Origin of the sequence: Tritonibacter sp. AK171 (genome assembly GCF_030127025.1) — a bacterium.
GTDB classification, from domain to species: domain Bacteria; phylum Pseudomonadota; class Alphaproteobacteria; order Rhodobacterales; family Rhodobacteraceae; genus Epibacterium; species Epibacterium mobile.
The window spans coordinates 1925070-1947737 of record NZ_CP126134.1; the positions used below are offsets into that span (position 1 = coordinate 1925070).

25 protein-coding genes are annotated in these 22668 nt (G+C 60.2%); all 25 read right to left on the reverse strand.

The features are described 5' to 3' along the window. Positions 1 to 114: 114 nt before the first annotated feature. Positions 115 to 1782, reverse strand: coding sequence for a ribonuclease J (locus tag QNI81_RS09090; RefSeq protein ID WP_065326954.1), 1668 nt, complete (start codon positions 1780 to 1782; stop codon positions 115 to 117). Next, positions 1779 to 2561 (reverse strand): type III pantothenate kinase, encoded by a 783-nt coding sequence (locus QNI81_RS09095; RefSeq protein ID WP_009179099.1) that lies wholly within the window; start codon positions 2559 to 2561, stop codon positions 1779 to 1781. Before QNI81_RS09095 ends, QNI81_RS09090 begins: the two co-directional genes overlap by 4 nt. A gap of 14 nt (positions 2562 to 2575) precedes the next feature. Next, on the reverse strand, positions 2576 to 3325 hold the full coding sequence (locus QNI81_RS09100; protein ID WP_005624633.1) for a biotin--[acetyl-CoA-carboxylase] ligase: 750 nt from the start codon (positions 3323 to 3325) through the stop codon (positions 2576 to 2578). Between the two features lie 88 nt (positions 3326 to 3413). Further along, a complete protein-coding gene (gene nuoN, locus QNI81_RS09105) occupies positions 3414 to 4850 on the reverse strand; it encodes an NADH-quinone oxidoreductase subunit NuoN (protein ID WP_005624631.1) in 1437 nt (478 codons plus the stop codon). 12 nt (positions 4851 to 4862) lie between these two features. Then, on the reverse strand, positions 4863 to 6428 hold the full coding sequence (locus QNI81_RS09110) for an NADH-quinone oxidoreductase subunit M (protein WP_283966303.1): 1566 nt from the start codon (positions 6426 to 6428) through the stop codon (positions 4863 to 4865). Then, positions 6428 to 8536: an NADH-quinone oxidoreductase subunit L gene (gene nuoL / locus QNI81_RS09115; RefSeq protein WP_283966304.1), complete on the reverse strand. Its 2109-nt coding sequence runs from the start codon at positions 8534 to 8536 to the stop codon at positions 6428 to 6430. The genes QNI81_RS09110 and nuoL overlap by 1 nt, the downstream gene beginning before the upstream one ends. A 5-nt stretch (positions 8537 to 8541) precedes the next feature. Next, the gene (nuoK, locus tag QNI81_RS09120; protein WP_005624625.1) at positions 8542 to 8847 is read right to left on the reverse strand and encodes an NADH-quinone oxidoreductase subunit NuoK; all 306 of its coding nucleotides are present in this window, start codon (positions 8845 to 8847) and stop codon (positions 8542 to 8544) included. 3 nt (positions 8848 to 8850) lie between these two features. Then, on the reverse strand, positions 8851 to 9453 hold the full coding sequence (locus tag QNI81_RS09125; RefSeq protein WP_005624623.1) for an NADH-quinone oxidoreductase subunit J: 603 nt from the start codon (positions 9451 to 9453) through the stop codon (positions 8851 to 8853). Beyond that, positions 9450 to 9860 carry a carboxymuconolactone decarboxylase family protein gene (locus tag QNI81_RS09130; RefSeq protein ID WP_005624621.1) on the reverse strand — a complete coding sequence of 137 codons (411 nt, stop codon included), beginning with the start codon at positions 9858 to 9860 and terminating at the stop codon, positions 9450 to 9452. The genes QNI81_RS09125 and QNI81_RS09130 overlap by 4 nt, the downstream gene beginning before the upstream one ends. Continuing rightward, positions 9857 to 10351 carry an NADH-quinone oxidoreductase subunit NuoI gene (nuoI, locus tag QNI81_RS09135; RefSeq protein WP_005624618.1) on the reverse strand — a complete coding sequence of 165 codons (495 nt, stop codon included), beginning with the start codon at positions 10349 to 10351 and terminating at the stop codon, positions 9857 to 9859. The genes QNI81_RS09130 and nuoI overlap by 4 nt, the downstream gene beginning before the upstream one ends. Before the next feature lies 1 nt (position 10352). Then, on the reverse strand, positions 10353 to 11390 hold the full coding sequence (nuoH, locus tag QNI81_RS09140) for an NADH-quinone oxidoreductase subunit NuoH (RefSeq protein WP_065330698.1): 1038 nt from the start codon (positions 11388 to 11390) through the stop codon (positions 10353 to 10355). Positions 11391 to 11396: 6 nt separating this feature from the next. Next, positions 11397 to 11789 carry a YNQ4 family lipoprotein gene (locus tag QNI81_RS09145; protein WP_005624612.1) on the reverse strand — a complete coding sequence of 131 codons (393 nt, stop codon included), beginning with the start codon at positions 11787 to 11789 and terminating at the stop codon, positions 11397 to 11399. Beyond that, entirely contained in the window at positions 11786 to 13804 is a 2019-nt protein-coding gene (nuoG, locus tag QNI81_RS09150) for an NADH-quinone oxidoreductase subunit NuoG (protein WP_168577553.1), read from the reverse strand. The genes QNI81_RS09145 and nuoG overlap by 4 nt, the downstream gene beginning before the upstream one ends. A 3-nt stretch (positions 13805 to 13807) precedes the next feature. Beyond that, positions 13808 to 14257, reverse strand: a complete 450-nt coding sequence (locus QNI81_RS09155) for a DUF5333 domain-containing protein (protein ID WP_172599682.1) — start codon at positions 14255 to 14257, stop codon at positions 13808 to 13810. A gap of 98 nt (positions 14258 to 14355) precedes the next feature. Further along, positions 14356 to 14712 (reverse strand): hypothetical protein, encoded by a 357-nt coding sequence (locus QNI81_RS09160; protein ID WP_283966305.1) that lies wholly within the window; start codon positions 14710 to 14712, stop codon positions 14356 to 14358. 15 nt (positions 14713 to 14727) lie between these two features. After that, complete coding sequence (gene nuoF / locus QNI81_RS09165) at positions 14728 to 16026, reverse strand: NADH-quinone oxidoreductase subunit NuoF (protein ID WP_005618566.1); 1299 nt, start codon at positions 16024 to 16026, stop codon at positions 14728 to 14730. A 6-nt stretch (positions 16027 to 16032) separates the two neighbouring features. After that, positions 16033 to 16263 carry a DUF5337 domain-containing protein gene (locus QNI81_RS09170; protein ID WP_283966306.1) on the reverse strand — a complete coding sequence of 77 codons (231 nt, stop codon included), beginning with the start codon at positions 16261 to 16263 and terminating at the stop codon, positions 16033 to 16035. A 52-nt stretch (positions 16264 to 16315) separates the two neighbouring features. Further along, positions 16316 to 17548, reverse strand: coding sequence for an NADH-quinone oxidoreductase subunit E (locus QNI81_RS09175; protein WP_283966307.1), 1233 nt, complete (start codon positions 17546 to 17548; stop codon positions 16316 to 16318). Then, on the reverse strand, positions 17548 to 17817 hold the full coding sequence (locus QNI81_RS09180) for a hypothetical protein (RefSeq protein WP_283966308.1): 270 nt from the start codon (positions 17815 to 17817) through the stop codon (positions 17548 to 17550). The genes QNI81_RS09175 and QNI81_RS09180 overlap by 1 nt, the downstream gene beginning before the upstream one ends. Then, a complete protein-coding gene (locus tag QNI81_RS09185; RefSeq protein WP_283967879.1) occupies positions 17814 to 19028 on the reverse strand; it encodes an NADH-quinone oxidoreductase subunit D in 1215 nt (404 codons plus the stop codon). The genes QNI81_RS09180 and QNI81_RS09185 overlap by 4 nt, the downstream gene beginning before the upstream one ends. Before the next feature lie 196 nt (positions 19029 to 19224). After that, positions 19225 to 19830 carry an NADH-quinone oxidoreductase subunit C gene (locus QNI81_RS09190; RefSeq protein WP_005618556.1) on the reverse strand — a complete coding sequence of 202 codons (606 nt, stop codon included), beginning with the start codon at positions 19828 to 19830 and terminating at the stop codon, positions 19225 to 19227. 15 nt (positions 19831 to 19845) lie between these two features. Continuing rightward, a complete protein-coding gene (locus QNI81_RS09195; RefSeq protein ID WP_005618554.1) occupies positions 19846 to 20379 on the reverse strand; it encodes a NuoB/complex I 20 kDa subunit family protein in 534 nt (177 codons plus the stop codon). Beyond that, positions 20370 to 20735: an NADH-quinone oxidoreductase subunit A gene (locus QNI81_RS09200; RefSeq protein WP_005618552.1), complete on the reverse strand. Its 366-nt coding sequence runs from the start codon at positions 20733 to 20735 to the stop codon at positions 20370 to 20372. Before QNI81_RS09200 ends, QNI81_RS09195 begins: the two co-directional genes overlap by 10 nt. A 240-nt stretch (positions 20736 to 20975) precedes the next feature. Next, a complete protein-coding gene (locus QNI81_RS09205) occupies positions 20976 to 21761 on the reverse strand; it encodes a crotonase/enoyl-CoA hydratase family protein (RefSeq protein ID WP_283966309.1) in 786 nt (261 codons plus the stop codon). 29 nt (positions 21762 to 21790) lie between these two features. After that, positions 21791 to 22657, reverse strand: coding sequence for a hydroxymethylglutaryl-CoA lyase (locus tag QNI81_RS09210; RefSeq protein ID WP_283966310.1), 867 nt, complete (start codon positions 22655 to 22657; stop codon positions 21791 to 21793). Positions 22658 to 22668 lie beyond the last annotated feature (11 nt).

Consider the following 22668-nt stretch of genomic DNA (forward strand, 5'->3'; position numbering starts at 1 on the left):
GCGTATTCACGAAAAGGGAGAGGACAGAGCGCCTCCCCCTTCATCTTTTCAAAAATACCTCGGAGGTGAAGTGACCCGAAGGGGCACGAGGGGGCAGCGCCCCCTCTTCCGCGATCAGCGCATACGGCTGACGACAACCGTCACTTCGGGCTTCTTGCCGATCTCGGACTGGGCAGTCTGACGCGCAATACGCTTCAGTTCCTGTTCCAGCTTATCGTCATCCTTCAGCGTCTTCTTGCCCGCGCGCATCAGGAACTGGTTCAGGTCTTCTTCCATAACCTCGGCCAATGCGGCGTTGGACTGACCGGTCTCGGCAAGGCCCTTGAGGTCCACCCAAGGTTCGCCCAGCGGTTCGTCCTCTTCGTCGAGGATGGCCGTGACCACCACATGACCGTTGAGCGCCATACGAATGCGGTCGCGCACAATGCCATCCATGGCGCCGATCTTGACCGAACCGTCCAGATAGGTGCGGCCCGTGTCGATATAGTCGGCCACCTTGGGCGTATCGCCCGTGAGGTCGATCATCATGCCGTTGACGGCAATGGCGGAGGCGATGCCCTTGTCTTCGCCGAGGCGCGCATGCTGGCGCAGGTGGCGGTGTTCGCCGTGCATCGGGATCAGGATCTTGGGCTTTACGATGTCATGCATCTGCTCAAGGTCGGGGCGGTTGGCGTGACCAGAGACGTGATAGAGACCGGAGCTGTCATCCACCACATCAACGCCCTTCTCGGAGAACTGGTTGATGATCCAGATCACGCCTTTTTCATTGCCGGGAATGGTCTTGGAGGAGAACAGGAACAGATCGCCCTCCTTGAGTTCCATGCCGCGATACTTGCCACGGGCCAGCTGTGCGGTGGCGGCGCGGCGTTCGCCCTGCGATCCGGTGGTGATCAGCATCAGGTTTTCGCGCGGAATATCAGCCGCTTCCTCGGGTTGCACCACTTTGGGAAAATCGCTCAGCACCCCGGTTTCGATCGAGGCTTCGATCATCCGGCGCATAGCACGGCCCAAAAGCACAATAGAGCGCCCTGCCCGTTCGCCCGCCTGCGCCAGTGTTTTGACGCGTGCGACGTTGGAGGCAAAGGTGGTCGCCGCCACCATGCCGGAGGCCTCAGAGATGAGTTTGGTGATGTTGTCGCCCAGATCGCTCTCGGAGCGGCCCGCATGCGGTGAGAACACATTGGTGGAATCGCACACCAGCGCCTGCACGCCATCCTTGGAAATCTCGGCCCAGAGGTCGGGATCAAAAGCCTCGCCCACGATGGGGTTGGCGTCCAGTTTGAAATCACCAGTATGGATCACCCGGCCTGCAGGGCTGTCGATCACCAGACCACCCGATTCCGGGATCGAGTGCGAAATGGGCACCGCGCCGATGGTGAAGGGGCCGAGTTTTGTGACTTCGGGCCAAGGCGAGATCGTCACCACGGCGTCGGGGTCATGGCCCTGCTCTTCCATCTTGCGACGGGCGATATTGGCGGTAAAGGCGCGCGCATAGACCGGCACATTGAGGCGGCTATAAAGATGCGCCACCGCACCGATGTGGTCCTCGTGGGCGTGGGTGATGAAAATCCCCTCCAGCTGATCGGCGCGTTCCGCCAGCCAGCTGATGTCGGGCATAATCAGATCCACGCCGGGGGTGGTGTCCATGTCGGGAAAGGCCACGCCCAGATCCACCAGGATCAGGCGTTCCTTGCCCGGCGCGCCGTAGCCATAGACGTAGGCGTTCATGCCGATTTCACCTGCCCCGCCGAGGGGCAAATAGATTAAACGTTCACTGCTCATGCGTGAGTACCGATATCCTTATTATGTTCGTGGATGCGCCGCAGACCTTGCATGGTCAGGTCATCCTCGTATGCGTCAAATAGATCTGCTGTCTGCTGGAAGAGCGGCGCCAGCCCGCCGGTTGATATGACTTTCATCGGCACGCCGGATTCGGCCTTGATGCGATCGCAGATCTCGCGCACGAGGCCGACATAGCCCCAGAACACGCCGGATTGCATACAGGCGACCGTGTTGGTGCCGATGACATTTTGTGGTTTCGAGATGTCGACATGGGGCAGTGCGGCGGCGGCATGGTGCAGCGCCTCAAGGCTGAGGTTCACCCCCGGCGCAATGACACCGCCCACATAGGCGCCGTCCTTGGCCACCACGTCGAATGTGGTTGCGGTTCCAAAATCAACGACGATCAGATCGCCGCCGTATTTGTGATAGCCGGCGACCGTATTGACCAGACGGTCCGGGCCAACGGTGGTGCCTTCGTCGACGCGCACATCCACCGGGAGCGCGCATTCGGGTTTGCCCACCACCAGCGGGCGGGTCTTGAAATAGCGGTCCGACAGCACGCGCAGGTTGAAAACCACGCGCGGCACGGTCGAGGAAATGATGACATCGGTGATCTGCGCCTTGATACCTTGCAGGGTCATCAGGGTGGAGAGCCAGACGTAATACTGGTCTGCGGTGCGCTGCCATTCGGTCGAGGTGCGCCAATGGCCGATCATCTGATCGCCATCCCAGAGTGCAAAGACAGTGTTGGTGTTGCCGCAATCAACCGCGAGAAGCATGTGCCCCGCCTCCGTCAGAAAAAGATATCCGCGGCGGGGATGGTGACGGTCCCCTTTGCGGTCTTGAGAACGAGGTTGCCCGCGTCGTCGATGGTTTCAAAGGTGCCCGAGGTTTCCTCGCGCGCGGTGCGGGCGGTGATCACCTCACCCAGCTTGGCCGCGCGTGACAGCCACAGCTCGCGGATGGGCGCAAAGCCGTAGGTGGTGAACTGGTCCTCATGGCGGGCAAATGCAAGGGCAAGCGCCGACAGAAACGTCTCCGGATCGACACGCACGCCGGTTTCCGACTGGAGAGACACCGGCCACACTGCGCCGGGTTCCAGCCATTCTTTCATCGGGGTTTCGGCCAGATTGACGCCAATCCCGATAGAAAGATGATCGACACCGGATTTGACGCCCGCGCTTTCAAGGAGGATGCCCGCAAGTTTGCCGCCATTGAGCAGAACATCATTGGGCCATTTGAGCGCAAGTCCGCTGGTGCGGCCAGTCACGGTCTCTACGGCGTCATAGAGCGCAAGTGCGGCGATAAAGCTGCGCAGGGCGATCTGGTCGGGCGTGCCCTTGGGGCGATAGACCAGCGTGCCTGCAAAGTTGCCCTTGGGATCGGTCCACGCGCGTCCGCGTCGTCCGCGGCCTTTGGTCTGGCGCAGGGCGAGTATCCACTCCGGCCCGGTAAGGCTGGGCGCAAGGCGGGCGGCCTCGTCTAAGGTGCTGTCGACTTCTGCCAGCACACGGCGCCCGTATCCGATAGGCCAATCTGTCATGCGCGCCCCTTTAGCACCCGGTTTGACAAAAGGCAAAAGGCCCGGTCGCTCCGGACCGGGCCTTTTGACGAATTATTGCCTGCACTCATCAGTTGACCAGCATGGCCGCCGCAGAGGCCGCAGCACCTTCCAGCCCGAAGGTGGTGATAACCCCCACCAGCATCAGCGCCGCACCAACCGTAAAGAAGGCCAGCAACACCGGCGAGCGGGAAGTTTCCACGTCATCGCCCTCAGAGCCGAAGTACATGAAGAACACGATGCGCAGGTAGTAGTAGGCCCCGATCACCGAAGCGATCACACCGGCAATCGCAAGCCATGCCATGTCCGCCTCGACCGCAGCGCGCAGCACGAAGAACTTGCCAAAGAAGCCCAGCATCGGTGGCACGCCCGCAAGCGAGAACAACAGCACCAGCATGCCAAGCGCGCGGCCCGGCTCACGTTTGGCGTATTGGTTCAGCGCGGCAATGTCGGTGACGGGTTTGCCGTCGCGGTGCAGCATCATGATGAAGGCAAAGGTGCCGATATTCATCGCCACATAGATCGACATGTAGATCAGCAGCGCCTGCACACCCAGCGCAGTGCCCGCCGCCAGACCGATCAGCGCATAGCCCATATGGGCAATCGACGAATAGGCCATCAGGCGTTTGAGGTCGGTCTGGCCAATGGCCGCAACCGCACCAAGGAACATCGACAGCACCGACAACAGCGCGATGACCTGGCTCCAGTCCTCGATCGCGTAGCCAAAGGCATCATGCAGCACGCGGGCAAAGAGACCCATCGCGGCCACTTTGGGTGCGGAGGCAAAGAAGGCGGTGACCGGGGTCGGCGCGCCCTCGTAGACGTCCGGCGTCCACATGTGGAACGGCACCGCAGAGACCTTGAACGCCATGCCGGAGATCAGGAACACGATCCCGAACAACAGGCCGATGGAGACCTCGCCGTGCTGGGCGACCTCGATGATGCCGGCAAATTTGGTGGTGCCCGCAAAGCCATAGACCAGCGACGCGCCATAGAGCAGCAGACCGGAGGAGAGCGCGCCAAGCACGAAATACTTGAGGCCCGCCTCGGTGGATTTGATGCTGTCGCGGCGCAGGGCAGCGACCACATAGAGCGCCAGCGACTGCAGCTCCAGCCCCATATAAAGCGCCATCAGATCGCCTGCGGAGACCATCACCATCATGCCGATGACAGAGAGCGCGATCAGGATCGGGTATTCAAACCGCAGCATGCCGCGTTTCGACATATAGTCCTGCCCCATCACCATCACGGCGGCGGCAGAGAACAGGATCGCCACTTTGGCAAATCGCGCGAAGGCGTCATTGACGATCATGCCGCCAAAGGCCTCGGTGGCGCCGGAACCGGAGGTTCCGATCCAGATGCCCAGCACCACCATCAGCGCGGCGGTCACCCACACGAGCATCGGCGCCAGCTTGTCCTTGACGGTGTAGACAGCACCGAGCAGCGCCGCCATCGAGAAGACGGCGAGGATGATCTCGGGCAGGATCACGGAGAGATCAGCTTGCATCTCATCAGCTCCTTAGTGGGAATTGGTGGCGGCGACATCGACCTCGGCGGCATCCCAGAGGGGCCCCGCGTCGGCAACGGCCGTGTTGACGGATTGCACCAGCGCTTCGGTCGAGGGACCGATCACATCAGTGACGACGGAAGGGTAGATCCCCAGCAAGAGTGTCATTGCGACCAGTGGTGCAAAGATCCATTTCTCGCGGGCATTCATGTCCTTGATGCTCTTGAGGCTTTCCTTGATCAGATCGCCAAAGACCACCCGACGATAGAGCCAGAGCGCATAGCAGGCCGAGAAGATCACGCCAGTGGTGGCCACAAAGGCAACCCAGGTGTTTTCCTGGAACACACCCATCAAGGTCAGGAATTCCCCGATAAAGCCCGAGGTGCCCGGCAGGCCGACGTTGCCCATGGTAAAGAACATGAAGACCAGCGCATAGGCGGGCATGCGGATCACCAGACCGCCATAGGCGTCGATGTCGCGGGTATGCATGCGGTCATAGATGACGCCTACGCAGAGGAAGAGTGCGGCCGAAATGAAGCCGTGGCTGAGCATCTGGAAAATCGCCCCATCCACACCCTGCTGGTTCGCCGCAAAGATGCCCATGGTCACAAACCCCATATGGGCGACCGAGGAATAGGCGATCAGCTTTTTCATGTCTTCCTGCACCATCGCCACCAGCGAAGTGTAGACAATCGCAATCGCCGACATCCACAGGATCACATCGGTCATCACCTCAGAGCCGACAGGGAACATTGGCAAGGAAAAGCGCAGGAAGCCGTAGCCGCCCATTTTCAACAGGATCGCCGCCAGCACCACAGAGCCCGCCGTCGGGGCCTGAACGTGGGCGTCCGGCAACCATGTGTGCACCGGCCACATCGGCATCTTCACCGCAAAGGAGGCGAAGAAGGCCAGGAACAGCAGCGTCTGCATACCGCCCACAACCTGAATGCCCAGTACGTCAAAGCTGGCGTAGGAGAATTCATGCCCCAGAAGCCCGACAATATCGGTCGATCCGTAGTCGAAATACATCGCCACCATCGCCACCAGCATCAGCACGGAACCAAAGAAGGTGTAGAGGAAGAATTTAAACGAGGCGTAGATGCGGTCCTTGCCGCCCCAGATGCCGATGATCAGGAACATCGGGATCAGACCGGCCTCGAAGAACATGTAGAACAGCACCAAGTCCAGCGCCATGAACACGCCGAGCATCAGCGTTTCAAGCAGCAGGAAGGCGATCATATATTCCTTGACGCGGGTGGTGACGGACCAGCTGGCCAGAATGGTCAGCGGCATCACAAAGGTCGTCAGCAGCACAAACAGCACCGAGATGCCATCAACGCCCATCTTATACTTCAGGCCAAAGATCCACGCGCGTTCCTCGACGAACTGAAAGCCCGTGTTGGAGGGATCAAACTGAAAATAGATGAACAGTGAGACAAAGAAGGTGATCGAGGTGGCCATCAGCGCAACATATTTGGCGTTGCGTTGTGCCGCTTCGTCCTCGCCGCGCATCAAGAGCGCCATCACAGCGGCTGCCAATGCGGGAATGAAAGTTACGATGGAGAGAATATTGTCCATCAGTGCGATCCTCCGCCGATCGACATCCAGGTGACGAGGGCTGCGATCCCCAGCACCATCCAGAAGGCATAAGTGAAGATGTAACCGGACTGAGCCCGGCCAGCGAGACGGGTGAAGAAGGGCACGATCCCCATCGCCACACCGTTGAGGAACCCATCAATGGTCTTGCCGTCGCCCTTCTTCCAGAAGAAGCGACCAAGCGCCAGCGCCGGTTTGACAAAGACCACGTTATAAAGCTCGTCAAAGTACCACTTGTTCTTGAGGAACAGGTAGAGCGGACGCTGCTGCTGCGCGAGGCGTTTGGGCAGCTCCGGTTTTACGATGTAGAAGAGGAACGCCAGACCAAAGCCCAGGAGCATGGCGATGAAGGGCGAGACCTTCACCCATTTTGGCGCGGCATGGGCGTCATCCAGAACATGGTTGTCCGGTGCCATATAGAGCGCGCCCTCCCCCGGCTTGCCTGCAAACACATAGTGATGTTCGCCCGCTGCTGCGGTCTCCTCGCCATGGCCTTCGGATGCATCCGTGCCATGTGCTGCTGCCTCGCCCTCTGCGGCGTGACCCTCGGCAGAGGCCTCGGCCACCGGGATGCCGTAGAATTTGCCAACCTTGTCGGCGTGACCAAAGAAGGAGTTGTACCAGAGCATACCGGCAAAGATCGCCCCCAGCGCCAGAACGCCCAGCGGGATCAGCATGACCATCGGGCTTTCATGCGCGTGATCATGGGTGTGCTTGTCGCCGCGTGGTTTGCCGTAGAAGGTCAGGAACATCAGGCGCCAGCTATAGAACGACGTCATCGCCGCCGCGATCACCAGCATCCAGAAGCCATACATGGAGCCGCCCGCATAGGCGCTCTCGATGATGGCATCCTTGGACAGGAAGCCCGCAAAACCGATGTGGGTGAGCGGAATGCCAACGCCAGTGATGGCCAGCGTGCCGATCATCATCGCCCAGAAGGTATAGGGGATCTTTTTGCGCAGGCCGCCGTAGTTCATCATGTCCTGTTCGTGGTGCATCGCGTGAATGACCGAGCCAGCCCCGAGGAACAGCATCGCCTTGAAGAACGCGTGGGTGAACAGGTGGAACATCGCCGCCGAGTACATGCCGACGCCTGCGGCCACGAACATGTAGCCCAGTTGCGAACAGGTCGAGTAGGCGATCACGCGCTTGATGTCGGTCTGAACCAGACCCACGGTCGCGGCAAAGAACGCGGTGGTGGCACCGAGCACGGTAATAAAGGTGGTCGCTTCGGGCGCAACTTCCATCAAGGGCGACATGCGGCACACGAGGAAGACACCCGCGGTCACCATGGTTGCGGCGTGAATGAGCGCCGAAACCGGGGTCGGGCCTTCCATCGCGTCCGGCAGCCATGTGTGTAGGATCAGCTGCGCCGATTTACCCATCGCGCCGACAAACAGCAGGAAGGCAATCAGGTTGGCCGCGTTCCAGTCGGTCCACAGGAACGACACAGTGGTCTCCGCCAGATCCGGCGTCGCCGCAAAGATGGTGCCAAGGTTGATGCTGTCCGTCAGGAAGAACAGCGCAAAGATCCCGAGCGAAAAGCCAAAATCACCGACACGGTTGACGATAAAGGCTTTCATCGCCGCCGCCCCGGCAGAGGGCTTGCGGTAATAAAAACCAATCAGAAGGTAGGAGGCAACGCCCACGCCTTCCCAGCCGAAGAACATCTGCACGAGGTTGTCGGAGGTCACCAGCATCAGCATGGCGAAGGTGAAGAACGACAGATAGGCAAAGAAGCGCGGCTTGTAGCTCTCGCCCTCTTTGTACTGCGGGTCGTGATCCATGTAGCCGAAGGAATAGAGATGCACGAGCGCCGACACGGTGGAGATCACGATCAGCATGATCGCGGTCAACCGGTCCAGTCGGATCGACCAGGAGGTCGACAGGCTGCCGCTCTCGATCCAGCGGAAAATCTCGATGATGCGGGTTTCGCCGTCAAAGGACAGGAAGGTCACCCACGACAGAAGCGCCGTGAGGAACAACAGGCCGGTGGCGGTCCACATGGCGGCTTTTTCGCCGATGATCTTATGGCCAAAGCCGCAGATCACCGCCCCCACCAGCGGGGCAAAGAGGAGAATGGTTTCCATCTGGATTAGCCCTTCATCACGTTGATGTCTTCGACAGCGATGGTGCCGCGGTTCCGGAAGAAGCAGACGAGGATCGCAAGGCCAATCGCGGCCTCAGCGGCGGCGACGGTCAGCACGAACAGCGTGAACACCTGCCCCACCAGATCGCCAAGGAACGACGAGAAGGCGACGAGGTTGATGTTCACGGCCAGCAGCATGAGTTCGATGCTCATCAAAAGGATGATCACGTTCTTGCGGTTCAGGAAGAGCCCGAAAATGCCGATAACGAACAGCGTCGCCGCGACGGTGAGATAATGTTCAAGTCCGATCATTGATCAAAGCCCCTGCCCCGGTTTGATGTCCTTGAGCTCCATTGCCTTGGCCGGGTCGCGATACATCTGGGCGAGCACGTCCTGACGCTTCACATCCTGGCGGTGGCGCAGGGTCAGAACGATGGCACCGATCATGGCCACCAGAAGGATCAGACCCGCAAGCTGGAACAGAAGGAAATATTGGTCGTAGATAATGAGGCCAAGCGCCTCGGTGTTGTGCCGATCAACAGGGATCGGCTGGCTCAGGTTCTGCGCCACGTCATGCGCACTCTCCCACGAGCCATAGGCGATCACGAATTGCATCAGGATCACCAGCCCGATCAGCAGTGCCAGCGGCATGTAGCGGGCCATTTCGGCCTTGAGCTCGGCAAAGTCCACGTCGAGCATCATCACCACAAAGAGGAACAGCACCGCGACCGCGCCCACGTAGACGATGACCAGCAGCATGGCGACAAATTCCGCCCCCAGCAGCACAAAAAGCCCGGCCGAGGAAATAAACGCCAGGATCAGCCACAGCACCGAATGCACTGGCTGACGGCTGATCACAGTGAACAGCCCGCCGGTGATGGCGCTGATGGCGAAGAGGTAAAAGGCAAACACGCTCATGTCTCATCGTCCCCTTTGTCGTCCATGACCTCCTGCGCCAAATCCATGGCGCGGGTCATGGCCGGAATGCCGGCAAAGACCGACATCTGTCCGATCGTTTCAACGATCTCTTGTTTCTTCGCGCCCGCCGCAAGAGCGTGGCGCACGGTCTGACGCACGGCCGTATCGGCCTGCGCGCCCTGCATGGTCAACCCCGCCAGCGTCAGCAGCAGCCGGGTTTTGGCATCAAGCCCGTCTTTGTTGACGGTGTTGCCGAACATCATCTCCATGACCTCTTTGGGCATGGTGGGCCAGAGCGCCTCAAACCCTTTGGGAGAGAAACTCTCAAGCGCAGGATTGAGGGCCTTCGCCATCTCCTGCGCCTGGGCCATCATGGCCTCGAAAGGGTTTTTCGGCGTCTCACTCATCTGTACGGCGCGTCCAGCTCAAGGTTGCGGGCAATCTCGGCTTCCCAGCGCTCGCCATTGGCCAGCAGCTTGTCCTTGTCGTAGAACAGCTCCTCGCGGGTCTCGGTGGCGAATTCAAAATTCGGCCCCTCGACAATGGCGTCCACCGGGCAGGCTTCTTGGCAGAAACCGCAGTAGATGCATTTGGTCATGTCGATGTCGTAGCGCGTGGTGCGGCGGCTGCCGTCCTCGCGCGGTTCGGCATCAATGGTGATGGCCTGCGCCGGGCAAATCGCCTCGCAGAGTTTGCAGGCAATGCAGCGTTCCTCGCCATTAGGATAACGGCGCAGCGCGTGCTCGCCGCGAAAACGCGGGCTGAGCGGGCCTTTTTCATGCGGGTAGTTCAGGGTCGCCTTGGGGGCGAAGAAATACTTCAGCCCCAGTTTGAACCCCTGCCACACGTCTTGCAGCAGGAAGTATTTGGCGGCGCGGGTGTAATCGATTTGGGTCATATCAGCCTCCTGTGCTCCAGCGGGCGAACGCCCCCCAGAACCAATCGAAACGTGCGGCAAAGGCCACGAAGACCACCCAGACCAGCGAGAAAGGCAGGAAGACTTTCCAGCCCAGACGCATCAGCTGGTCGTAGCGGTAACGCGGGGTGATGGCCTTGACCATGGCAAAGAGGAAGAAGAAGAACGCCATCTTTGCGATCATCCACAGCGGGCTGTCCGGCAGAAACGGCACCGGCGACAGCCAGCCACCGAAGAACAGCAACGAGGTGAGCGCGCACATCAGGAAGATGGCGATATATTCACCGGCCATGAACAACAGGAACGGCGTCGAGGAGTATTCCACCTGATAGCCTGCCACCAGTTCGGACTCCGCTTCGGGCAGGTCGAACGGTGGGCGGTTGGTTTCCGCAAGGCAGGAGATGAAGAACAGGAACACCATCGGGAAATGCGGCAGCCAGTACCAGTTGAACAGGCCTGCATTGCCGTCCTGTGCCCGCACGATGTCGCCAAAGTTCATGCTGCCTGTCGACAGGATCACACCAATGATGATGAGACCGATGGAGACCTCATAGGAGATCATCTGCGCCGCAGAGCGCAAGGAGCCAAGGAACGGGTATTTGGAGTTCGACGCCCAACCGCCCATGATGACGCCGTAGACCTCAAGCGAGGAGACCGCGAAGACATAAAGGATGGCGACGTTGATGTCCGAGAGCACCCATGTGTCGTTGAACGGGATCACCGCCCAGGCGATCATCGCCAACACGAATGAGGTGAGCGGCGCCATGATAAACACGGTCCGGTCAGAGCCGGCCGGGATGACCACCTCCTTGACCACGTATTTCAGCGCATCCGCGACGGTCTGCAACAGGCCATAGACGCCCACCACATTGGGACCGCGCCGCATCTGGACAGCCGCCCAGATTTTACGGTCGCCGTAGACAAGGAACAGAAGCGAGATCATCACAAAGGCGACAACCGCCAGGGTCTGCGCCAGGATGATGACAGCAATGCCGCCTGGGGTGTTAAAGAATTCAGCCATGGGTCCTCACACCGTAGGTATTCCGTTTGCCTTGCAGTCCTGCACCACGACTTCGGCGTCGAGGGTGCGCAAACCGCGCGGTAAGGCTGGCGAGATGGTGTAGACCGCATCGGCCTTCCAAATACCAGCCTCTTGTTTCGTTTTTGTGCGCACATGACGCGCAAAGCCGTATCCCCGGATCAGCGCATATTGTGCTGCCGCGCAATCGGCATAGTCGTTCAGATCCTCAAGCGCCCCGACCCGATCCATGGTGACATGGAACTGCACCAGATCCCCATCGAGGAGGCTGGTGTCCACGCCCAGATAATCGGGCGCGGCGCGGCTCACCTCATCGCCCGACACATCCGTGCAGGCCATGAGGGCAAGCCCCGCGAGCGATATGAGCGCCGCCCGGATCACTCTGCCGCAATCGCCGTGTCGCGGCGCGCCTTGGCCTGAGCGGAGAGCTCTGCCATCAGTTGCGATGCGCGCGCAATCGGGTTGGTCAGGTAGAAGTCTTTGACCGCAGGCAGGAAATCCGCCTTGCCGAGTTTTTCAACCGGCAGCGCCTCGCCTTCATTGGCAACAACGCGATCGACCTTGGCCAGATGCGGGACGTCCTTGATCAGCGCCTTGCGCAGTTGCGCGAGGCTGTCATAGGGCAGTTTTGCATCGAGTTCCGCCGACAGCGCCCGCAGGATGGCCCAGTTTTCCTTGGCCTCGCCCGGAGCAAAACCTGCGCGCATGGCAAGCTGTGGACGGCCTTCGGTGTTCACGAACAGGCCGTTTTCCTCGGTATAGGCCGCGCCGGGCAGGATCACATCGGCGCGATGCGCACCACGGTCGCCGTGGCTGCCCTGATAGATCACAAATGCGCCTGCATCGATTTCGACTTCATCGGCCCCGAGGTTGTAGATCACCTCTGCACCGTCAATCGCGGCAGCTACGCCGCCTTCGGTGACAGCCCCGATGTCCATGGCGCCCACACGCGCGGCGGCGCTGTGCAGGATCATCAGCTTGGAGCCGGTATCTGCCGCGAGTTTCTGCGCGGCGGCCAGAACCGCGAGACCATCAGCCTCACGCAGGGCACCCTGCCCCACGATCACCACGGAAGGCGCATCCAGCACCGCACCGTAGTCTTTGTTCAACAGACCCTCAAGCGCGGCACGATCAGTGCCCACATGGGCATAATCATAGGTCAGATCCACCGCAGGGCCGACAAGCCCCACTTGCGCGCCCTTCAGCCATGCCTTGCGGATGCGGGCGTTCAGCACCGGAGCCTCATTGCGAGGATCGGTGCCAATCAGCTGGATAAACTTGGCGTTATCAATGTCTTCGATGGTGGCGGTGCCGACATATGCGGCGCGGTTGCCGATGGGCAGACGCGCATTATCGGTGCGGCATTCGACCTTCCCCTCAAGGCTCTCGATCAGGTTTTTCAGCGCATAGGCCGCCTCAACCGGGACCAGATCACCAATCAGACCTGCGACTTTCTTGCCCTTCATCGCGGTGGCGACAGCCTCCAGCGCCTCGGGCCATGTGGCGGGCTTCAGTTTGCCATCCACGCGCACATAGGGGCGGTCCAGACGTTGGCGACGCAGACCATCCCAGACAAAACGGGTCTTATCAGAGATCCATTCTTCGTTCACGCCATCATGGTTGCGCGGCAGGATACGCATCACTTCGCGCCCCTTGGTGTCCACGCGGATGTTTGATCCCAGCGCGTCCATCACGTCGATGGTCTCGGTCTTGGTGAGTTCCCACGGACGCGCGGTAAACGCATAAGGTTTCGAGGTCAGCGCGCCGACCGGGCAAAGGTCAATGATGTTGCCCTGCAGGTTCGAATCCAGCGTCTCGTTGAGGTAGGAGGTGATCTCCGCGTCCTCACCGCGTCCGGTCTGACCCATCTGGGAAATGCCTGCGACCTCGGTGGTGAAGCGCACGCAACGGGTGCAGGAGATGCAGCGGGTCATTGCGGTGCCCACAAGCGGGCCGAGGTTCAGATCGTCCACCGCGCGCTTGGGCTCGCGGAAGCGCGAGAAATCAACGCCGTAAGCCATCGCCTGATCTTGCAGGTCGCATTCGCCGCCCTGATCGCAGATCGGGCAATCGAGCGGGTGGTTGATCAGGAGGAACTCCATCACCCCTTCGCGTGCCTTTTTCACCATCGGTGAATTGGTCTTCACCTGCGGCGCTTGACCTTCGGGACCGGGGCGCAGATCACGCACCTGCATCGCGCAGGAGGCAGCGGGCTTGGGCGGGCCGCCGACGACCTCCACAAGGCACATACGACAGTTGCCCGCAATCGAGAGACGCTCGTGGTAGCAGAAGCGCGGGATCTCGATCCCGGCCTGCTCGCAGGCCTGGATCAGGGTCATCGCCCCGTCGACTTCGATCTCGGTTCCGTCAATGTTGATCTTGCGGAGGTCAGACATGGTCTATTTCGCCCTCAGTAACACGCCGATCGCGCTGTTTTTCTTAATTTCCGCCAGCCCGTAGGCGCAGAATGTTTCTGGCTGGTCCAGTTTGACCCCCGCCTGCCGCAGCAGGCGCTCGCCCTTGGCGCGCATCCGGGATTTTTCCTGGTCCGACTTGATGTAAGACTTAATTTCAGCGTCGCTGTAGCCAAGCGCATTGGCGCGCGCGCGGATCTGATAGAGCTGGTTCAGCCCTTTGAGCGTGCGGGGCGCGAGGCGATCACATTGATCGGCCACTTCGCTGGCCACGGCCACGGCAAAGAGCGGATCCTCAATTTCCTGCACATCGCGCAACGACGGCCTGGCCTCGCCCGCGCTGGCACCAAAGGCCAGAAGCAGGGCGGCCAGAGCCGCCAGAGAGGTGGCCATCACGGCGGTGCGTGCCGGGGAAATGGCAATTGATTCAGACATGTCAGACTCCTTTGTGGTTCTGACAGAACCACAGGAGTGAGACGCGCTGTTATTCAATAACGCCCCGCCAAACCGGCCATGATATGCCGATCTGCGCATCAAGACTCGCAGCTTCCCGTGTAGATCGCATCGCTCTTGTCGAGCTGGATTTTGTAGTTGCCCTCGGCGTCTGGCACGATGTTGGTCCAATCAAACCGCGAGGTGCCGTAGTTTTCGATACAGTAGCGTTTTGCCTCGTGATCGGCAGCCGCCAGCGCACCACGTTGGGATCGCAGCGCATCACGCACCTCGACGCGGAAATTCGCGAGGGTCTCTTTTTTGTTGATCGCTTTGACGCTTGTGCGGAACGCGATGCCGTCAAACCGCATGCGCTTGTCCTCGCGGGTTTTGCCGCCACAGGCCGCAAGCCCGACCGAGGCCGCCAATATCAGCGTTAAAGTAAAACGTGAGGTCATTATCATCTCTTCAGGTTATTCCGCTGCCATCACGCCGACGCGACCCGTTTTCTGAGCCTTGATGCGGTCTTCGATTTCTTCGCGGAAGTTGCGAATGAGACCCTGAATGGGCCAAGCAGCTGCATCACCCAATGCACAGATGGTGTGGCCTTCAACTTGTTTTGTGACATCCCAGAGCATGTCAATTTCTTCGAGTTCTGCTTCGCCCCGGACCAGACGATCCATGACGCGCATCATCCAGCCGGTGCCCTCACGACAGGGGGTACACTGGCCGCAGCTCTCGTGTTTGTAGAATTTGGACAGCCGCCAGATCGCCTTGATGATGTCGGTCTGCTTGTCCATCACGATCACCGCCGCGGTGCCAAGGCCGGAGCCCAACTCGCCGCGCAGGTAATCAAAATCCATGATCGCGTCGCGCATTTTCTCGCCGCGCACGCAAGGAACGGAAGAACCGCCGGGGATCACCGCCAGAAGGTTGTCCCAGCCGCCGCGAATGCCACCGCAATGTTTTTCGATGAGTTCCTCAAAGGAAATGCTCATCGCTTCCTCAACAACGCAGGGGTTGTTGACGTGGCCGGAGATCGCAAAGAGCTTGGTGCCCGCGTTGTTCTGACGGCCAAAGCCCGCAAACCACTCCGCCCCGCGCCGCAGGATGGTCGGCACTACGGCGATGGATTCCACGTTGTTCACGGTGGTCGGGCAGCCATAAAGCCCCGCGCCTGCCGGGAATGGCGGCTTCATGCGTGGCATGCCTTTTTTGCCCTCAAGGCTCTCGATCAGCGCGGTTTCCTCACCGCAGATGTAGGCCCCTGCCCCATGGTGCAGGAAGACGTCGAAATCCCAGCCGGAGCCTGCGGCGTTTTTGCCCAAGAGACCCTTGTCGTAACATTCGTCAATCGCCGCCTGCAGCGCCTCACGCTCGCGGATATATTCGCCGCGCAGGTAGATGTAGCAGGTGTGTGCGTTCATCGCGAAGGATGCAATCAACGCGCCCTCGATCAGCGTATGCGGATCGTGACGCATGATTTCGCGGTCTTTGCAGGTGCCGGGCTCAGACTCATCGGCGTTGATCACCAGATAGGCCGGACGTCCGTCGCTTTCCTTGGGCATGAAGGACCATTTGAGGCCGGTGGGGAAGCCCGCACCGCCGCGCCCGCGCAGACCGGAATCCTTCATGGTCTGGATGATCCAGTCGCGCCCCTTTTCAATGAGGCCCGCCGTACCGTCCCAATGGCCACGCTTTTGTGCGCCCGCCAACGTGCGTTCGTGCATCCCGTAAAGGTTGGTAAAGATCCGGTCCTGATCCTTCAGCATGTGTGCCTACCTTTGACTGTTCTGACGCATGCGCCAGAGTTGAATGATGTTGACGCCCGCATAGATCATCGCGGCCAAGGCAGCGAAATCGAACAGCAGCGCATAGCGGCCCGGCAGGCCGATCGCGGGACCGATCAGAAGCGACAGGATCAACCAGGCCACCATCGTGCCGGCGATCACCAGCGAGATGTGCCGCCCCTTGGCTGCAATGGCCTTATCCTGTGCGTCCTTCGTCATCTGGTCCAGTCATCCTTGACCACAGCGCACGGCCCATGGCCGCGATCTGCGATTATGATTTGTCTTTGTAACGGCCGTCTTTCTTGGCCGATTTGGCAAACTCGGTCTCTTCACCGGATGCCAGTTGCTTGGCTTGGTCGATCCAGCCGTCCCGCTCGATGCGGCCTTTGAACTTCAGGCGCGCATCCACCCAAGCCACCTCGGCCTCGGTCCATTTGGCGATCTGGTCAAAGTGGAAAAAGCCCAGCTCATTCAGTGTCTGTTCGAGCTTCGGCCCCACCCCTTTGAGGAGTTTGAGGTCGTCCGCCCCGCCCTCGCGCGCCGCTGTCAGCGTCTCGGGTGCTTTTTCCTCGACCGTCTCGGTCGCCTCAGCCTTAGGTTCTGCCTTGGGCTCCGTCACCTTCGCGGCGGCGGCCTCGGGCTGTGCCGGGGTGGCGGCATCAGATTTCTTGACCGGCGCTTTTTTCTTAGGTGCGGCCTCTTTCTTGGCGTCCTCGGCCTGCTTTGCCGCAGGTTTGGGTCGCTCGGGCGCTGCCGGAGTGGGCTCTGCCGCAGCACGTCCGGCAACCACGCCATCTTTGCCGACCCAAGGGGTCAGCAGCGGCACTTCATCGCCCTGAATGCGCTTCACACCATCGGCAAGCTCGGTCGCCAGCGCGGCAGACGCGTTATACTGCGGCTTGTCCGCCTCATAGTCCTTAAGCGAGGTAAGACCGGATTTTGGCTCTGCCGCGTAACGGCCATTTTGCGGGCCGGGCACAACAGCTTTGCCCGCAGCAAGATCGTCGATCAGCTTGGTGAAGCTCGCGGCGGTCAAATCCTCGTAGTAATCCTTGCCGATCTGCGCCATCGGCGCATTGGTGCAGGACCCGAGGCATTCCACCTCTTCCCAGGAAAATTTGCCATCCGCCGACAGCATATGCGGCTTGGGGGCGATCTTGTCCTTGCAGACCGCAATCAGATCCTCAGCGCCGCAGATCATGCAGGACGTGGTGCCACAAACCTGAATATGCGCAACAGAACCTGTGGGTTGCAGCTGGAACATAAAGTAGAAGGAAGCCACCTCCAGCACGCGGATATAGGCCATACCGAGCATATCGGCGACATATTCCAACGCGGGTTTGGTGACCCAGCCCTCTTGTTCCTGCGCGCGCCACAGGATCGGGATCACCGCCGAGGCCTGACGGCCCTCGGGGTATTTGGTCATTTGCGCCTCTGCCCAAGCCTGATTAGCGGGCGTAAAAGCGAAGCTGTCGGGTTGTTCGTGGTGCAGACGGCGCAGCATTACTTGTCGAACTCCTCAAGCAGAATGCAGGTCGACGTAAGCGCCCCTTCGGGGATCTCCTGACCTGCGGCTTTGGCGTCGAAAGCGGCATCGGTGGCGTTCAGGCGGCAGATATATTCATCATACTCGTCTTCGACGAGGATCACGCCCTCGCGCACATGCACATAGCCGACAGACTCGGCGATGAGATCCGCCAAGGGTTTCTCTGCCAGTGCGGTTTGGCCGATGAAGCACAGGGAAACCCCTGCAATAAGAGCGCGCAGTGTCATCGGTCAATCTCCCCGAACACGATGTCCATGGTTCCAATAATTGCGGCAACATCCGCGAGTTGGTGGCCCTTGGCGACGTAATCCATCGCCTGAAGGTGCAAGAACCCCGGCGCGCGCAGCTTGGCGCGATAGGGTTTGTTGGTGCCATCCGCCACCAGATAGACGCCGAATTCGCCCTTGGGGGCCTCAACCGCGGCGTAGACCTCGCCCTCGGGGACGTGGAAGCCTTCGGTGTAGAGCTTGAAGTGGTGGATCAGGCTCTCCATCGAGGTTTTCATATCGCTGCGTTTGGGCGGGCTGATCTTGCCCCGTGCCATGACGTCGCCCGTGGCCTCGCGCAGTTTTGCGATGGCCTGACGGATGATCGAGAGCGACTGTCGCATCTCTTCCATGCGGACAAGGTAGCGATCATAGCAGTCGCCGTTTCTGCCAACCGGGATCTGAAACTCGAACTCGTCGTAGCATTCATAGGGCTGCGCGCGGCGCAAATCCCATGCAAGGCCGGAGCCACGCACCATGACACCCGAAAAGCCGTATTTCTGAATGTCGTCTTCGGTGACCACGCCAATGTCGCAGTTACGCTGCTTGAAGATGCGGTTTTCCGTCAGCAAGCCGTCGATGTCATCCATCACCTTGGGGAATTCCATCGCCCAGAGGTCGATATCATCAAGGAGCTCATCCGGCAGGTCCTGATGCACACCACCGGGGCGGAAATAGGCCGCGTGCAGACGTGCACCACACGCCCGCTCGTAGAAGATCATCAGCTTTTCGCGTTCCTCGAACCCCCAGAGCGGCGGCGTCAGCGCGCCCACGTCCATCGCCTGCGTGGTGACGTTCAAGAGGTGATTGAGGATGCGGCCGATTTCTGAGTAAAGCACCCGGATGAGCTGCGCGCGGCGCGGCACCTCAACCCCGGTGAGTTTCTCGATCGCCAGACACCATGCATGCTCCTGATTCATCGGCGCCACATAATCGAGGCGGTCGAAATACGGCAGGTTCTGCAGGTAGGTGCGGCTCTCCATCAGCTTTTCGGTGCCACGGTGCAAGAGGCCGATATGCGGATCGCAGCGTTCGACGATCTCGCCGTCCAGTTCCAGCACCAGACGCAAAACGCCGTGGGCCGCCGGGTGTTGCGGGCCGAAGTTGATGTTGAAGTTACGGATCTTCTGCTCGCCCGTCTGGGCGTCGTCGAAACCTTTGGAGCCGTCCATCATGATTAGCTCACCTTTCCGTCATTAGGCCATCTTTTGAAGGCAACGACCCAAAATAAGATAATAGACGCGGGCAGAAACAGCCCCAAAAGCCCCCAATATGGCGTCATTCCAGCACGCGGGAGCAGTTTCCAAAACGCTGCAATGTTCACAAATCCTGCAATCATATAGAAAAGCAGCATTCCAGACTGACCCATCATTTCGCCCCCTCTTTCTCGTCACCGGGCAGGATGTAGTCGGCACCCTCCCATGGGCTCATGAAGTCAAACTGGCGGTATTCCTGGACCAGTTTCACCGGCTCGTAGACCACGCGCTTTTGCGCCTCGTCATAGCGCACTTCGGTGTAGCCGGTGGTCGGGAAATCCTTGCGCAGCGGGTGGCCGCGAAAGCCGTAGTCGGTCAGCAGGCGGCGCAGGTCCGGGTGGCCTGTGAACAGGATGCCGAACATGTCAAAGACTTCGCGCTCGAACCAGTTGGCAGAGGGGTGCACATCGACGATGGAGGGCACCATGTCCTCTTCGCGCACCGCAACCCGCAAACGGATGCGGTGGTTCTGGTACATCGACAGCAGGTGATACACCACGTCAAAGCGCTTGGTGCGCTCGGGGTAATCGACGGCGGTGATATCAACCAAGGTGGAGAACCGGCAGGCGCTGTCTACGCGCAGGAATTCCACAAGACCTGCGATATTGGCCGGTTTCACGTCGATATTCAGCTCGCCATGTGCGATGTCCCAGGACAACACACAATCGGGGCGCTTGGCTTCGATCTGATGGCCAAGGTCTTGCAATGCTTCAATCATCTGTGTCTCCTGCCCTTAGCGCACAAGGGTGCCGGTGCGGCGGATCTTGCGCTGCAGTTGCATCAGCCCATAAAGCAGCGCCTCTGCGGTGGGCGGGCAGCCGGGCACGTAGATGTCGACCGGCACGATCCGGTCACAGCCACGCACGACGGAATAGCTGTAGTGGTAATAGCCACCGCCATTGGCGCAGGACCCCATCGAGATCACGTAACGCGGCTCTGGCATCTGGTCGTAGACCTTGCGCAGCGCCGGGGCCATTTTGTTGGTGAGGGTGCCCGCAACGATCATCACATCCGATTGACGCGGGGAGGCGCGCGGGGCGATGCCAAAGCGTTCGGCGTCATAGCGTGGCATAGACGTATGCATCATCTCAACCGCGCAGCAGGCCAGACCAAAGGTCATCCAGTGCAGAGAACCAGTGCGCGCCCAGTTGATGATATCTTCGGCAGAGGTCAGCAGAAACCCTTTGTCCTGCAGTTCCGCGTTGAGGGCCTGAGTGACCACTTCCTTGTCGACACCTGCGGTGTTCGCGCCAGCCATCACTCCCATTCCAGAGCCCCTTTCTTCCACTCGTAGGCAAAGCCAATGGTCAGAACGCCCAAGAACACCATCATGGACCAGAAGCCGGTATCGCTGATGTCCTTAAAGCCAACGGCCCAAGGGAACAGGAAGGCAATTTCCAGATCGAAGATGATGAACAGGATCGAGACCAGATAAAAGCGCACGTCGAATTTCATGCGGGCGTCATCGAATGCGTTGAAACCGCACTCATAGGCGCTGACTTTTTCAGGGTCGGGATTGCGCACCGCAACAACAACGGCAGCAAGAATAAGCACGAGACCAAGGCCGATGGCGACGGCCAAAAACACCAGAATGGGCAGGTATTCCCGCAACATCTCTTCCACGAGTGGCTCCTTTCCGCGCACACGGCAAGATCTGCTCGTGCACCGTCAATTGGCGTGTTGACTTGCGCCGTTACTACTCCTGTCCCTACAGACCGTCAACCAAGGGGAAGTTAATGTGAAAAGCTTTATTGGCCAGTTTCGCAGCAGTGCAACAATACCCTAAAACCTTATGGTTTCACTCAGTTTTTAAGCCGCGAAAAACGGGCGCAAATTTGCTGCGCCCGAGGGGGATGAATCCCCTTATTTGTCACGCCAAGAGGGGCGCCGTTTTTCAAAAAACGCATTGATGCCTTCGACCGCCTCCGGGCTCTCCCAGCGGGTGACGAGGGCGGAAATGGTAAAATCGATTGTGGATTTATCGATCTTAGGACCCAGCGCGCGGGCCAGTGCCTTGGCGTCTGCCACCGCACCGGGTGCACAATCGAGGTAGGGAGTTACCTCTGCCTCTACTGCGGCATCAAGTGAGTCGGCAGAAACGGCGCGACTGAGCAAGCCCAGCTCCACCGCTTCCGACGCATCAAAAAGCCGCGCCGACATGAAGACGCGCCGCGCGCGCGCCTCGCCCATGCGGGCGATGACATAGGGGCCGATGGTGGCGGGGATCAGGCCGAGCTTGGTCTCGGTGAGGCCCATCTTGAGGCTGTCGACGCCGATGGCCACATCACAGACCGAGGCCATGCCCACGCCACCGCCGAATGCATTGCCCTGTAGCCGCCCGATCAAGGGCTGCGGCAAGGTGTTCAGAAGGTTCAGCATGTCCGCCAGCACCCGCGCCTCGCGGGCGCGAGTCTCGGCATCGGCATCCATCTGCGCTTGCATCCACGCCAGATCACCCCCGGCGCAGAAGCTTTTGCCCGCACCGGTCAGGACCACCACACGCACGCTACGGTCCGCAGCCAGCGCGCGCGCTGCATCCTGCAATTCCTGCAGCATCTGCCCCGACATGGCGTTGTGCTTTTCGGGACGGTTGAGCGTCAGGGTCGCCACGCCGCGATCATCGCGCGTGAGCGTTAGCGTGTCATACATGGCCAAAGGGTCCTTATTATGATGAAGGGTCAGGCATCGGCGGCAATGGGGCGCAGGGCGCGCGCCATGGCGGCGGCCTCCTGCAGGACATTGCCATCCAGCCCAGTGTCATAGCCCAGCCGGGTCAGGTGTTCGTGCACGACCTCGGTGGCGACATTACCCGCCGCACCGGGCGCATAGGGGCAGCCGCCAAGCCCGCCCACGGCGGCATCAAACACCCGCACGCCCAGCGCCAGCGAGGCGTCGATATTGTCTACCGCCCGGCCTGCGGTGTCGTGGTAATGCCCCGCAAGCCGCGTCACTGGCACGGCGTCTTTGACCGCGATCAGCATCTTGGCGATCTTGTCGGGTGTTGCCTTGCCGATCGTGTCGCCCAGCGAGATCTCATAGCAGCCCATCGAGAACAGCCGATCCGCGACCTCGGCCACTTTGTCGGGTGCGACAGCGCCATCATAGGGGCAGTCGGTCACGCAGGAGACATAGCCCCGCACCGGCAGGTCGATATGGCGCGCGGCCTCCAGAATGGGGGCAAAGCGTTCAATACTCTCGGCAATCGAGGCATTGATATTGGCCTGTGAAAACCCCTCGGATGCGGAGGCAAAAATGGCGATTTCATCGGCGCGCGCGGCCAGCGCGTCCTCATAGCCCCGCATATTTGGGGTGAGCGCCGCATAGCGCACGCCTTTGGCCTTGGTGATCCCGGCCAGCACCTCGGCGCTGCCCGCCATCTGCGGCACCCATTTCGGAGACACGAAGCTTGCCACCTCGATCCGGGAAAAGCCCGCGCGGCTGAGGCAATCCACCAGCGCCACCTTGTCGGCGACGGGGATGTCGCGCTTTTCGTTTTGCAGCCCGTCGCGTGGGCCCACCTCAAAGATCTCGACGCGGTTTTTCATGGGTTTTGCTC